The organism is Kouleothrix sp. (assembly GCF_046328425.1).
Classification (GTDB): domain Bacteria; phylum Chloroflexota; class Chloroflexia; order Chloroflexales; family Roseiflexaceae; genus Kouleothrix.
Genome location: NZ_JAXLWP010000034.1, coordinates 1 through 13,710 on the forward strand (window position 1 = coordinate 1; position 13,710 = coordinate 13,710).

11 protein-coding genes and 1 pseudogene are annotated in these 13,710 nt (G+C 63.5%); 1 reads left to right on the top strand and 11 read right to left on the bottom strand.

Annotated features, from left to right (window positions below; all coding sequences use genetic code 11):
- Positions 1–1,043: 1,043 nt before the first annotated feature.
- The 7 genes and pseudogenes from U0177_RS24865 to U0177_RS24895 all read right to left on the bottom strand — a co-directional run bounded on the left by U0177_RS24865 (position 1,044) and on the right by U0177_RS24895 (position 6,400).
- The gene (locus U0177_RS24865; RefSeq protein WP_409573367.1) at positions 1,044–1,463 is read right to left on the bottom strand and encodes a phage tail protein; all 420 of its coding nucleotides are present in this window, start codon (positions 1,461–1,463) and stop codon (positions 1,044–1,046) included.
- 2 nt (positions 1,464–1,465) lie between these two features.
- Positions 1,466–1,618, bottom strand: coding sequence for a hypothetical protein (locus tag U0177_RS24870; protein WP_409573368.1), 153 nt, complete (start codon positions 1,616–1,618; stop codon positions 1,466–1,468).
- Positions 1,599–1,967 (bottom strand): phage tail assembly protein, encoded by a 369-nt coding sequence (locus U0177_RS24875; protein WP_409573369.1) that lies wholly within the window; start codon positions 1,965–1,967, stop codon positions 1,599–1,601. The genes U0177_RS24870 and U0177_RS24875 overlap by 20 nt, the downstream gene beginning before the upstream one ends.
- Positions 1,968–1,969: 2 nt before the next feature.
- On the bottom strand, positions 1,970–2,437 hold the full coding sequence (locus U0177_RS24880) for a phage tail protein (protein WP_409573370.1): 468 nt from the start codon (positions 2,435–2,437) through the stop codon (positions 1,970–1,972).
- 69 nt (positions 2,438–2,506) lie between these two features.
- Positions 2,507–2,947, bottom strand: a complete 441-nt coding sequence (locus U0177_RS24885) for a phage tail protein (RefSeq protein ID WP_409573371.1) — start codon at positions 2,945–2,947, stop codon at positions 2,507–2,509.
- Positions 2,948–3,185: 238 nt separating this feature from the next.
- Positions 3,186–4,103: pseudogene (locus tag U0177_RS24890) on the bottom strand (phage tail sheath family protein); the annotation flags it as partial.
- Positions 4,104–5,455: 1,352 nt separating this feature from the next.
- Positions 5,456–6,400: a Pvc16 family protein gene (locus U0177_RS24895; protein WP_409573372.1), complete on the bottom strand. Its 945-nt coding sequence runs from the start codon at positions 6,398–6,400 to the stop codon at positions 5,456–5,458.
- Positions 6,401–6,486: 86 nt separating this feature from the next.
- On the opposite strand from U0177_RS24895, the gene U0177_RS24900 reads away from it, so the two are divergent.
- Positions 6,487–7,014, top strand: a complete 528-nt coding sequence (locus U0177_RS24900) for an REP-associated tyrosine transposase (RefSeq protein WP_409573373.1) — start codon at positions 6,487–6,489, stop codon at positions 7,012–7,014.
- Between the two features lie 436 nt (positions 7,015–7,450).
- On the opposite strand, the gene U0177_RS24905 is transcribed toward U0177_RS24900, so the two are convergent.
- The 4 genes from U0177_RS24905 to U0177_RS24920 are packed head-to-tail and all read right to left on the bottom strand — an operon-like array spanning position 7,451 to position 13,708.
- Positions 7,451–10,930 carry a DUF4157 domain-containing protein gene (locus tag U0177_RS24905; RefSeq protein WP_409573374.1) on the bottom strand — a complete coding sequence of 1,160 codons (3,480 nt, stop codon included), beginning with the start codon at positions 10,928–10,930 and terminating at the stop codon, positions 7,451–7,453.
- On the bottom strand, positions 10,927–12,900 hold the full coding sequence (locus tag U0177_RS24910) for an AAA family ATPase (RefSeq protein ID WP_409573375.1): 1,974 nt from the start codon (positions 12,898–12,900) through the stop codon (positions 10,927–10,929). The genes U0177_RS24905 and U0177_RS24910 overlap by 4 nt, the downstream gene beginning before the upstream one ends.
- Positions 12,897–13,538: a DUF4255 domain-containing protein gene (locus tag U0177_RS24915; RefSeq protein WP_409573376.1), complete on the bottom strand. Its 642-nt coding sequence runs from the start codon at positions 13,536–13,538 to the stop codon at positions 12,897–12,899. Before U0177_RS24915 ends, U0177_RS24910 begins: the two co-directional genes overlap by 4 nt.
- Entirely contained in the window at positions 13,538–13,708 is a 171-nt protein-coding gene (locus tag U0177_RS24920; RefSeq protein WP_409573377.1) for a hypothetical protein, read from the bottom strand. Before U0177_RS24920 ends, U0177_RS24915 begins: the two co-directional genes overlap by 1 nt.
- Positions 13,709–13,710: the final 2 nt, after the last annotated feature.

Genomic DNA, 13,710 nt, shown 5'->3' on the forward strand with positions numbered 1-13,710 from the left:
CAAGTTCGGGCGTGAGCGCCGCCTTCACCGTCGTCGCGCTCGCGTGGAGCGCTTCCGGCTCGGCGCTTGCCGCGCCGGGTGTTTCTTGCGCCTCTGTATGTCGCACTGCCAGAGCAGATGTTTCTTCGGCAACCGTGGGCCGCACTGCCAGATCATTCGAAACAGCCAAGGTGGCAGGCTCCACGCCGGGTGTTTCGCCTGGGAAAGAGCCATCGGCGGCTGTTGCGGCGGCTGTTGCTTCGGAAAACGGGGTTACAACATCCGGCGCCGCCGCAGTCGCGGGCATTTCCGCAGCCGGTACGGCACTTGCGCCGGGCGCGGCGGAAACTTCAGGCGCTGGCTCGGCGATAGCAGGCGCTTCCGCGCCGGGCGCAGCGGCGTGAGTCTCAACAGCTGCGTCAGGGGCCATGGCGGCAGCGTTTGGCAGGTGCACCACTCTGCGCCCCAATGGCTCGTGCGGCCGTCGGCGCGGCGGCGCGGCAGGCGGTGGCGCAGGTGAAGGCTCGGCCTCAAGCGGCGGCTGGGCGCGCAGCGCCAACAGCGTCTCGCGCAGCTCGGCCGCTGTCGGGGGCGTGTATGGCGCGCGTGCCGGCGAGGGCGAAGCCGGCCGCGCTGCGGGAGGTGTGCCGGAGCGCGTGCCCGGCGCGGGCGCGGCACCCTTTGGCTGAGCGGCCTCGGCCAATCGCGCGGGAATGCTGGGCGATGCCATGGTTGGCCGTGAGGGTGGATGGGCAGGTATGTGCGGCGCAAGCTCGGCTGAGAGTGGCAAATCCGGCGCTATAAAGGGCTCGTGCTGGGGTGCGGGTGAGATCTCAGGCTCCGCCGCCTGAGCGGGCTCGGCGAATAGCACCTCTTCGGCATCGGCGGGCCACGCACCAGGCGACTCGATCACCCGATATGGCGCGACAAAGCGCGGCGCGGCGGTGCGCATGCGCGGCGCGTAGGCACCAAAGCGCGCCAGCAGCGGCTGGTGGGCCACAAGCGAGCGCGCGAGCCGCGCGTGGCGCAACATATGCCGAAGCAGAGGACTGAGCAGCATCGTACTACCCCAGGCCGGCGTGCGCCAGCTCGAATGTCTCGATCGCCACAGAGCTATTGTTCGCGTCGAGCGACGGCCCGACCCAGCGCACCGGGTAGGCCTTGATGAAATTCCAGCGCTGCAGCTCTTCGCCCTCGGTGTTGTAGATCAGCACCGACAGGTTGCGCCGGTCGTCGAGCTTGCCCTGCACGATCTTCATATACCACTTGAACAGCTCGTCGGAGCCGGCCAGCCCGCGCTTGAGCGTGATATTGCCGACGCGAATCGGGCCGGGTAGACGATGCACAAAGCCGTTGTTGCCGCCCTCGGCGTACTCGAAGATCTCAGTTTCGACTTGCAGGCCGCTGATCTCGGCGAACACGGCCTTGCTCACGCCTTCGATCTGCAGGTAAAAGCGGCAGCCGACAAAGGTATCACCATCCATACTCAGCGCTCCTTGCGGCGCGGCGCGGCGCCGCGCGCCAGCTCGAGCCGCAGGTCGGCCAGCATCAGCTGGTACACGCGCTCGGCCAGCTGGCGTACATCGATCGCGCGCGGCGCGGGCGGCTCACGCGGCGGCTCAGTGCTCTTCGGCGCCATCGCTCACATCCAGCACAAAGTGCGTCCCGCACGTCGGGCAGCGCGTTTCGACCAGGTTTGGCGCATGGCTGTTGACGCGCAGATACAAATCTTGCAGAAAGCTAAAGTCGGTAGCGAACAGCCCCTCGATCAGCGCGGGCGTCACGCTACCAGCCGAGCCGAGGCGCGTCACCACGCGGCTGAGCAGCGCAACGCCGACATACGCCTCGCTGGCGCGCACGCGCGGGTGGCTCAGCGCCTCGACCTCGTCGAGCGCGGTGGCGCGGCGCATGGTGCCCTGGCGGTGCAGCGTGCCGTGCGCATCGGCGTAGCCGCAAGGCAGCATAAACTCGAACTCGGTCTGGAGCATGGCTACTGCACTCGCTCAAAATCCTCGTATGCCAGCGTCACCGTCAGCGACATCGCGTCATTCGAGTCGGAGTCGAGGTCGCTGTAGGCCAGCTTGCTCGGCCAGGCATTGATGATCTTCCACTCGGCCACCGGCTTATCCTCGGAGTCGTAGAGCTTGATCGAGCCGGTGTGGGTAGCTTTGGCAACCTTGCCCTCGTGGATCTGCTTGTACCAGCTTTCGAAGTAGGTATCGTCCTTCAGCACGAACAGCTTGATCTGCAGCGGCGTAAACGACAGCTTGCCGGGGGTGCGGCTGATCGCGCGCTCCTTGCCGCCGCTGCCGCCCGACTTGGCCTCGGTGATCTCGGATTTACTTTCAAGGCCATCGCACGAAACGATCATGCCCACGACGGTTTTGTCGAACGTTAGGGCGAAGCGATGCGTCAAGAGCGGATCGTCGTCGCGGCTGGCCGCGGTGGTGCTTGGCATAGTTGCTCCTATGAATGACACGACTTTCGCAGACCATCTCAGAACGATCGGTGCAATCTATAGCGCACGCTACTTATCGGGCACCAGCTCCTGGTAGCAGATCTCGATCTCCTCGGTAGCCTTGTCGCTGTTGATGTCGAGCTTGGGGCCTTTGATCCGCGAAGGCCAGGCGCCGTTCACGTGCCAGCGGATCGTGGCATTGTTATCGCCATACACCGTCACGGTGCCGTTGACGCGCAGCTTGGCAATGTTGCCCTCGGCGAGCACGCGCTTGCGCCACTCCCACAGGCCCTTTTCTTTCGACACAGCCTTGGTGATCGTGAGCGTGGCGGGCTTGTACGGCCCCGGCGCCGAGCTGATGATCACTTTGCCGCCGCCCTTGTTCTGCTGGTGCGTCTTGACATCGCGCTCGTACGCCAGGCCAGTCACCTTCATCACCGGGCCTTTGAAGTGGTTGCCCAGCTCGAGGTAAAAGGTTTGCGCGCGGAACGGATCCTGGTTATCGGCCATTGCTTTTTGCTCCTTTTGCCTGCCTTAATTGCCAAGAGAAACGCGGTGCGCGTTTTGCCTTCGGCAGAGCGGTACTTTTTCATGGATGGTGCTGAGATATTGGCGCAAAGCGCCAACATCTCAGAGCCTGTTTGAAAAGGGGGTGCGCGAGGGGCTATGCCCCTCGCACTTCCCTTCTGGCGGGTGGCGGCCACACTGCTGCCGCAGGCAGAACAAGCCGATTCGGCATGTACTGCGGCTACGACGCCTCGGCGGTAAACTGGCTGAAGCGGAAGATCACAAACTCGGCCGGCTTCACCGGCGCCAGGCCAACCTCGATGATCAGACGGCCGAGGTCGCGCGACTCGGGCGGGTTGAGCTCGACGTCGCACTTCACGTAAAACGCCTGGTCGGGCGTGGTGCCAAACAGCATGCCGTCGCGCCAGAGCGTCATCAGAAAGGCGTTAACATCGCGCCGCACGCGCGACCACAGGTCGGGGGTGTTGGGCTCAAACACAACCCACTGGGTGTCGCGCTCGATCGACTTCTCGACCATATTGAACAGCCGGCGCACGCTAACATAGCGCCACAGCGGGTCGCTGGTGAGCGTGCGCGCGCCCCACACGCGGATGCCGCGGCCAGGGAACGTGCGAATGCAGTTGATGCCATTGGGGTTCAGGCCATCCTGCTCGCCCCTGGTGATCTCGCGGGTGACAGCAAGCGCGCCGCGCACGATCTCGTTGGCTGGGGCCTTGTGCACACCGCGCTCGCTGTCGTTGCGCGCGTAGATGCCGGCAATATGGCCACACGGCGGGATGTTGATCTGCTTCGGCTCGCCGGCCTCGCCTGCCAGCGGGTTGGCCACGGTGATCCACGGGTAGTACAGCGCGGCGAACATCGAGTCGTAGCCGGCCCCGGAGCCATCGCTATTGATCCGCCAGCTCGTGATCTTTTGCGGATTGAAGTCATCGGGCGCGTCGAGAATGGCAACGCGATCGGCCGCCAGCTCGCAATGGTTGATCATTGCGGTTTGCACAGTCTTTACCTGCGCGATATCGACCTTGCCGTCTGGGTAGGCCTGCGGCGAAAACAGGTCGGGGCAACACACCATGGTTACGTCGGGGGCGATCTCGAGGCCAAACACCCCGGTGCGCTCGGTCGCATCGCCGACGATGTCGCGCTGCTGAATCTGGGCCAGGCTCGCAAGCCCGTTTTGCCCCGCACCCGCGAGCTGCTTGGCATTCGCGCCAGGCTGGGGCACGCTCAGGTAGTACACGCCAAACGCAAGGTCGGCCTCGGCCGGTCTGTTTTCCTGCTTTATCTCAACCAGCTTGCTGTCGGCGTTGAGAAATGCCAGTTTTTCCTTATATTTTTGGCTGGGTGTCGGCAAGCTTCTTTCTCTTGTATCTTCTTGTGCATCGGCGGTATCTTCCTCCTCTTTTTTCTTCTCAGCAGCCTGTTGCGCTGCCGTAGAAGCAGCCTCGGCCTGTGTCGCTGTTTGTTCAGCTGCTTGTTGTGCTACCGTGGCTGCAGCGAGGGCTTTGTCCGCCTCCGCTACGGCGGTCTTAGCGTCTTCGACTTTCTTCGTTGCGGTGGCAGCCTCTTCTGCTTTCTGCGTGGCAGCAGCCTGCGCAGCAGCTGCTTCTTCCGCTTTCTGCTTGGCGATGGCAGTTTCTGCTGCTTTGTTCGCCCCAGTAGCCTGGTTCGCCTTCGTCTGTGCATCCTTTGCATTGTTTGCCGCTTCTTCAGCGTCTTTTTTCGCCGACGCAGCAGCGTTGGCCGCGTTTTTCGCTGCTTCGTCGGCAGCCGTTTTCGCCGTTGTCGCAGCGGTTTTAGTATTTTCCGCTTTCTGCTTGGCGGCGGCGGCTTCTTCCGCTTTCTGCTTGGCGGCGGCGGCTTCTTCCGCTTTCTGCTTGGCAGCGACTGCCTCTGCCGATAGCTTTTTTAGCTGGATACGCTTATACTCCTCGACCGTGTCGCCCATTTTGACGCGCACGGCGATCGCGCAGTCGGCGGGCTGGCTGCCGGCGGCGCGGTCGATCGACACCTCGATATCGCGCAGCGAGGCCGCTTTGGGCGTGATCGTCAGCACCACATCCTCGGGCTTGATCTCCTCGCCAGGGCGCCTAGCAGCCCTGGCCTGCCGCGTCAGCACCTGCTGCGGCTCGGCGGTGAGCTGTTTGTCCTTCAGCGCCTTTTGCCAGGCCGGCGAAACAACGCGCACGACATAGCAGCGCGTGCCGCCATTGAGAAAGTAGCCGTACACCGCGTGCGGCATGTAGGCGTCCTTGGCGAACGGCTCTTTGCGGCCGTCGTCTTTGCGCAGGCCGAACTTTTCGACATACTGCGCCCAGCTGGTGATCAGCACCGGCTGGTTGGCGTCGTCGTGGTTCGAGTATGGCGCGAAGCCGACAAACGCCGCCACCGCAGTGGCCACCGCCTCGATCGGGCGCGGGCCGGTGTTGACTTCCTCGATGTACACGCCGGGAGAGTAATAGTTAGGCATGCGGGCACTCCTTCAGCTAGCGTTCAGTCGAGCACGATATCGTATATTGGAGACGGCACGTAGATATTGAGCAGCGTCTTCTTATCGCCACGCCGCACCCACAGGCGATCGCCGCGCCGCAGGTTCGCCAGCGCGAACCGTCCATCCGCGCCAGTGGAGCAAGTCTGCTCGCGCCCGTCGGCGTCGATGGTGCTCTCGGCGGCGCGGCCTTCGACGCCGACGACCACACTCTTGAGCGGGTTATTCTGCCGGTCACGCACCACGCCGGCGATCGCAAAGCGCGGCTCGGGCGCGCGCGGGTCGATCGCCACGCCGTTGTAGGGCTCGTAGAACTGCTCAGCTGCGCCGCGCTGGCTCACGTGCTCCGGGTCGACGCCGCGACCACGGCGCAAGTCCTCGTCGCTCGGGCGCGTGAAGCGGGTGACGCGCGTGAGCACCAGCGGCGCATCGAACTCCAGCTCCAAGTCGAGCGGCGCGGTGACGCTCAGCAGCAGCGCAGGGCGCGGCGGTAGATCCAGCGCGCCCCACAGCTCCAGCAGCTTCGGCGCATCCGGGTACGGCCCGATCTTGGTCGTGACAGTCACGTCGAGCTTGCGCAGCTCGTCCGGCATCAGGTCGGCCGGCAGCGTCGTGTGCTTCATGAACACCGCCATCGCGCGCCAGACCAGCGCCTGCTCGTCGGCGCGCGAGGAGCTGAACGCGCACACGAGGTAGCGTAGATCGACCCGGCGCGGCGGCAGCTTGGTGACCGCGCGGCCGTTGGCGCGGGTCACCTGGGAGGTGGCGTTGCGAAACTCGGCCACCTCGGCCATATCGAACAGGTAGCAGCACACCGCTGGCCGCGCCAACGCCTCGACCCACTGGTGGCTCGGGATGTCGAACAGCACGTCCACCTCGGCCGGCGGGATGTTCCCACGGCGCTCGTCGTAGAGCAGGGCGACGATGGTTGTGTGGAGGTGGTGGAGCACGAAGAACCTCTGAATATACGCACTCACATCGTAGCGAACGGAGCCGGACGGCGGTATATCAGCAGAGCATAGGCAGAAACGCTACTATGCAACGACATCGACCGCCGCACATCTACAGCGACAACACCTGGTACATGCTCACCGCGTCGATCTACGGCCGGGCGCCGCTGCTGGCCGCGCCGACTGCGCGCATTCTGGTACGCGACGCGCTTCAGACGCTGCTGCCGACATATGGGATGGGGCTCAGAGCCTGGGCTATTCTCGACGACCATTACCATCTGCTGCTGAAGACGAGCGACGGAGCGCGGCTGCCCATCTTCCTCAACCGGCTGCACGGCGGTACGTCGCGCCAGATCAACCTGCTTGATGGAGCGGTGGGCCGGACGGTCTGGTACAGCTACTGGGACACCTGCATCCGCGACGAGCGCGGGCTGTGGACGCGCTTCAACTATATTCACTACAACCCCGTCAAGCATGGCTACGTCGCCCATCCGTCCGCCTGGCCGCACTCGAGCTACCACTACTACCTGCGCACGCGCGGCGAGACCTGGCTGCGCGAGATGCTGGCGCGGTACCCGGTGCAAGCGGCGGAGATGGACGCGGAGGAGGGGTGAAGGTGGCTGGGGCAGCCTGAAGGCTGCGATCCTGTTGGCCGCTGGCGCCCCAGCCACTGCCTCCCAAGCCGGATCTGACAGCCGGCCTCCGCCGCCGCGCCTCTCACCTGCCGCCGCGCCCGCTCGCCTGCCCCTGTGGTTGGCGGCCTCGTAGCCGCGCGCCCGCTCGCCGCGCCTGCCGCACGACAGCGCAGCTCCACACCCTCGGCGACCTCGGCCATGTCGAAGAGCAGCACACCGCCGGCCGCTCCAGCGACTCGACCCACGCACGGCTTGGGATATCGAACAGCACGTCCACCTCGGCCTGCGGGATCTGCCCGCGAGCATGGAGCAGGGAAGATAGGGTTGTGGAAGTGGTGGAGCACTACAATGTTTACGACTTGCCAAAGTAAGGAACTAAAACTATTCTGATGCCTTCGACAAATAAAACCTCACGCTAATGCTGTGCAGCGTAGAGTTGTTGGAGAATAAGCTCTATCGTGTCATTGTCAATTCCTTCGTCATGCAGTGCATCGCGTACTTGCTGCCATCGTGCCGGCGTTGCTATGGCGAACGGAAAGTGTTGTGAGACGTTACGGATAACTTGTATGTGATCACGCTCACTTCTCGCGGATGCAAGTGCGTACGCAATCTGGAGTGCGCCCTCATGTGTTTGTTGAGACATATCCTGAGTGACGGCTTCCTCTGTTTGATGATTGATTGGACCATTCAACAGATGTAAATTAGCAATGTCCAGTACCTGATCTGTGTTTGCAACTGATTCGTCATTAGTGCCTAGATAAATGAAGACAGGGGTTATGAGGGAAGGTTTTTGTGCATCAGTCTGATCTTGACGCATATTGCCAGCAATTGCATTCTGGGCACCTTGCACATCGAGTTGTGCCCCGATTTGAGGCAGCATATCGATTGGTACAGACTCTAGAGACTCAGGGTTGTCGAACGATTCATTGATAGCTTGAAGAGGATGCGGTCCATTCAATAAATTCGACAGTGGCCAGACCGGCGAACTTTCTGGATGACCACTTGCCACGTCGACGACAGAGTGAGGCAATCCATAATAGACGGTTCCAGCGAGAGGCATTTGTACACCTACAGTCCCACCGATAATTTTCCACGCTCCTAAGTTGGTCGCCATAACACCGGTGGTCTCGCTTAATCGACCCATCACTGCAACTGGCAAGAATTGACCGGCCCTTGTTGCAGGGACTAAATGTCCTAAGCCTGCGCGCTCCAATAAAACTGACTGCGAGATCGAACAGCTTCGCGCCGTATAACCAACCCCACCAAAAGAGCGGGAGAACAATGCCGTTGCTTCCATTCGCCTAGCTTCATCGAGTAGCAACTGATTAATGCCTGGCTGACGTATGATGGAAATAGCATTGAGACTTCCCTTTGGAACGAACTCCGTAATTCCCTCTCTCACGGCCATTGAACGTAATGCACCGCCAGTGAGCCGATAATATTGGTTGCCAACTTTTACCCAAATTACCGCGTGGTTTCGCCAGCTAAGACTTGCAGCGACGGCATATCCCTGATCAAGAGCCCGTGCTGCATGTGCATTTATCTCTGCGCGCGTTACGGAGCGAATACCGCTTTGTGCAATCTGTTCTGCTTCACTCGAAGCAACATCTTGAAATGCAGCCCGACCAAACGCGCTGAGCTTCAAAAGCGCAGATCCAGCTGTGTTGAGTGTAACAAAGTCGAGCGGCATAAGTAGTACATTGAAATAGCGCTCAAGCGGGTTTCGTGCATCCAAAATCTTGACAGCTGTCCCAAATACAGGGACAAGCATCCATCCTGTTTGGTTAATCAGCGCATCTGGCTCCTGGGCACTCCTACTGTTTTCTTCATAGGAAGGCCCTGCTACCTCAGCGCCTATCGCAAGTAGGGCACCAACTGCTAAGCCAAGGAGAGCGATCAAAGCGACAGGCGGTATCCCCATTAGATCCGTAGTACTCGAGACGCTTATGCCTGTCTGTTGACCAGCGAGCGCAGTGGTGGCAGCTTGCTCTGCCTCCCATTCGGCAGGTGATGTTGGCGTACTCAATCGCAGCGTCGCCCCGCTCGGGCGCGACCGGCTTTGTTGCAAGACATGGGCAAGTTCGTGACCGAGTATATGGCGATCACCACCAGTGCTTCGACTATATACACCTGGTCGAAATACTATATGATTTGCAACTGTAAAGGCTGGTGTTTGGAGCTCCCTTGTCAGTGCAGCCGCAGACGAATCAGTATGAACCCGAACATGGGATAGATCTTTTCCGTAGCTGTGCTGATAAGCGGCTCGAACTTCTGGCTCAATTGGTTCCCCTATATCAAGTTGCCGCCAATGCTCAGCGAATAAGGTAGAGCGCTGTTGCAGCTGTGCGCGTGCGTCCGCTTGAACGCTACCGATCTTAGGGTTAGTCTCTCTAGAAAGTGTGCTGACAAGGTGATCGAGCGATGCTACAGGAGAATTGAGCGTATGATGCCGAGGAGTTAAAGTATTCACAAGAGGTGGCAACATCGGCGGCTTACTCGGTGCATGTCCCGCAAGTTGTGCAACTGCTGGCATTCGCTGAATATTCAACGGTGTAACCGCTTGCTGCACCACATGTGTCAGCTCGTGTGCAATCAGCCGCTTCCCATTATCCGTCCCTGGCCGGTACTGCCCCGCGCCGAACACCACATCGCTCCCGACTGTATATGCATGCGCACTTACAGCCTCCGCCGACCGGGCGGCAGTGGAATCAGTGTGTATGCGAACATGGCCGAAGTCGCGGCCGAAGCGCGGCTCCATGAACGCGCGCGTCGTATCGTCAAGAGGCTGTCCGCCGGATTGCAAAACCTCTTGCACCACTGACGGTGCAGCCATCGCTTCGGTCGAGCCTGATGCCTTGCGCATGATGAAAGGCTCGTCCAAGCGTAGCTCAGGCACGAGGCGCGGAAGCCTGGGTCTTCCGAGGTCTTCGCCGAAGGTTGGTGGGGTGAGCTGGAATGGATTAGGCTGGCTTGCCTCTGCATTCTCACTATGCCACCCAAAAGCTGAGGGCGAACCTAAGCGAGTAAAATCACCGAGAGCAGGATTTAGCGCTCGCGACACGGCCCGTTGCTCATCAGCCGCCTGGCGTGCCGCTTCCTCGCGAGCCTCAGGCGTGCCAGGAGTGTAGTGAATACTCTGCTGGAAGCGGCGAATTTCCTCAGCTTGAGGATCGCTCGTTTGACGCGATGTTGCTCCGGTATCAGACCCTCCCCCACCAAACGATAGAGTCAGGGTCAGCATGACCTTTGTCGGTTTGCGAAGCGGCCCTTCGTATGTGAGGTTGGCCTTCAAACCTGGAACAGCCCAATCAAGAGGAATGTCGGGGATTGCAGCCGGCAGTTCGCGGTTGGCGGCGAACAATGTTCCTAGCGCAGCGGCACCACTAACGATCACAACCACTTTGCCTTCCAGGTGCGACCACAGCTCCGCGCCAAGCTCTTCGGCCTTGCGCTTAAGCTCTTTACCAGCCGGTGTTTTTTGAATGGCCTTACCAATCGCCTCAAGCCCTTCTGCCATTTCTTCGCTTGCTGAAGGGCCAGAGTCTGATGGCGGAAACTCGGCGTCCGGCGGTAGCTGGCCTGAACTCTGCGGCGGCGGAGAATCTGCTGCGTCGCGCTGCACGCTTGGAGTTGTCGAGGGCGAATCAACGAATGCATAGCCGCCGTTGACTACCGCATCGGCCACACGATCAGCCTCTTGCTCATACGGGTCGCCTGGCTGCGAGATCGTCAGCTTAGGCTGCAACAGCGGCGCCGGAGCTGAGTGCTGGATTTGAACCTGACCCAAATCAAAGCCAAATCGTGGTTCCGTAAGCGCACGCGTATCTTGGCCGAGCTGCGGTACAGCGTCGAGATCAGCGTCTTTTTTGCGCTGGACGCGAGTTCGCTCGCTCATGGCGTTTTCTCCACTATTTGCTGTTCAGCAAGCCAGCCCGCCGTCTCCGCTTCGGTCAGGGTACGGTCGAGCTTGGCGTACTCGGCGCGCGCGGCGGCGAGCACGTGCGCCATGCCTACTGGCGCGCCCGCGTCGGCGGCGAGCACCGCCGCGCCGAGGGCGATGTTGGCGATATTGCCGCCGGCCAGGCTCAAGCAGGCCAGCTTCTCGGCGCTCAGCCCGGCAGTCGGCACGCCGGGCGGGAAGACCCGCCGCCAGATCTCGGCGCGCTGCGCGGTGTCGGGGAACGGGAATGTCACGACGAAGCGGATGCGCCGCAGAAAGGCCGGGTCGATCGCCTGCTTCATGTTGGTGGTCAGCAGCGCCAGCCCGCGATAAGCCTCCATGCGCTGCAAGAGGTAGCTGACCTCGACGTTGGCATAGCGGTCGTGGCTGTCTTTGACCTCGGAGCGCTTGCCGAACAGCGCGTCGGCCTCGTCGAACAGCAGCACCGCCCCGCCGCCCTCGGCCGCGTCGAACACCCGCCGCAGGTTCTTCTCGGTCTCGCCGATGTATTTGCTGACCACCTGGCTCAAATCCACCCGGTACAGGTCCAGCCGCAGCTCGTTCGCCAGCACCTCGGCCGCCAGCGTCTTGCCGGTGCCGCTCGGCCCGGCGAACAGCGCGGTGATGCCCAGCCCACGCCCGCCCCTGCGCGCGAAGCCCCAGCGCTCGTACACGGTGGCGCGCTGGCGGACATGCGCCAGCACCCCGCGCAGCATCTCAAGCTGCGCCTCCGGCAGCACCAGGTCGTCCCACGCCGCCGCCGACTCGATCCGCTGCGCCAGGTCGTCGAGGCGCGGACGCGCTTGGCTGCGGCAGGCGTCCCACAGCGCCGCACCGAGATCGCTGCCAGGATCATCGCCGACCTGTCGCACGGCTGCGCCGATCGCGCTTGGCCCAAGGCTGAACTGCGCCGCGATCTGATCAAGCTGGCCGTTCAGCTGTGCCGCCGTTGCGCCAAGCGCGGCGCGCCAGATCGCCCGCTGCTCGGCGGCGGTAAGCCGCGCCACCTCCAGCACCACGCTCGGCCGATCGACGCCGTCGAGCCGCTCGGTTCCGGCGACGATCAGCGCGCCGCTGACCTGCTCGGCCAGGCCGCGCACCACGCCAAGCTTGGCCTGGTCGGCGTCGCGATCCGGGCACTCTACAAGCAGGGCCAGGCCGGCCAGCGCGGCCTCGCGCTCCCACAGGCGGGCCAGCGCCTCAAGCTCGCCCGGCGCGGCGGGCAGCGCCTCGGCAGAGGCGGCGTACAGACCCAGCCCCAGCGCCCGGCAAGCCGCCGCAACGACCGCCCGCCGCAGGGCGCGGTCGCCGCCGCATAGCTGCGCCAGTGGCAGCCCGCCGCTGCGCGGCGCGCGCCATGCGGCGGCCAGGCGATCGGCCAGCGCCTGGTGCCCCGGCGCGAGCGCGGCGTCGGGTGCGACCGGCCGGACGATCCCGGCCAGCCGTGCGTCCAGGTGCTCGGCGCCGGCCAGGTAGTGCAGCACGCGCTCCTCGATCCGCAGCGGGCTGTGCAGCGCCGCCGGGCCATTCCCGACGGCGATCAGCCGCCAGCGCCGCAGCGGCCCGGTGGGAGCGAGCGCGCTCCAGTGCGCGCCCGGCAGCGCCGCAAGCGCCAGGCTGAAGGTCGGCGCGGCGATCCGCGACTCGCCATTCGCGGCGGCGACGAGACCGGCGATCGCGCTGTCCAGCTCGACGCCAGCGCACAGCAGCAGCAGGTCGCGCTCGAACGGCGACAGGCGGAACAGCTCGCACAGCATGTCGATCGCCGCCGGCGCACCGGGCGCGCCACCCTGCGGCGCCGGCTCCTCAGCGCCAGCGCCCTCCTCGCCGAGCGCGCGGGCCAGCGCAGCCTGCAAGATCGAGCGCACGCGCGCCAGCTCGGCGGTCAGGCGCTCGCGGCTGGCCTGCTCCCACGCGCCGCTCATTGGGCGTGCTCAAGCGCTGGTGCCGGCTTCATGACAAGTCTTGCTCCGCTCTCGGGCTGGATCTCGACCCGGTAGCTCAGCGAAGGCCGGTACTTGACCTGCAGCGCCGACCACATCTTTGATAGCTCGTCGGCGCTGGGGAACAGCGGCCGGATGCCGATCGAGCCGATCTGCTCCGGCAGCTCGGCCGGCGCGCCCGGCACGCTTGGGGCGACGATTGTCTCGCCCGCCGCCGCCCCGCCCTGCACGCGCCAGCTCCGCTCGGCGTAGCTCAGGCCCGGCCGGGCGCGGAAGAACTCGCTCGCGTAGCCGAGCAGCATCTCGCCGTGCAGCTCCTTCGCGCTATAGGCCGTGATGACATAGTGCAGATCGAGCGCGAGCGGCGCGGCGGCAGGCGGCTCGGCGGGCTTCGCGCGCGGGTCGAGCGAGCGCACGCGCGTATTCGGCGCGACGTGCGACAGGAACAGGTTCAGCCGCGCCTGCTCGTCGGCCCCGGCGCTCAGCTGCTCGGGCGACAGCGCCGACACCGCCACCCCGCCGACAAGATCGGCGATCTGGTCGCGCATCAGGCCGTGCTCGATCAGACTCTTCAGCAGCGCCGTCACGTAGGCGATTGTCAGAAACGTCGGCACGGCCATCACGATCCCTGCACAATCCAGCCAGTCGACCAAGACCAAGAATGGCGCAACACGCCCGCGCCACGCATGCCAACCAACAGCCGGTGCAGCCAGCCGCGCAGCGCGCCAAGCTGGGCGCTCGGCGCCTGGCCGTCATAGCTGGCGATCAGGAAATCTGGGGCGGTCGGCACGG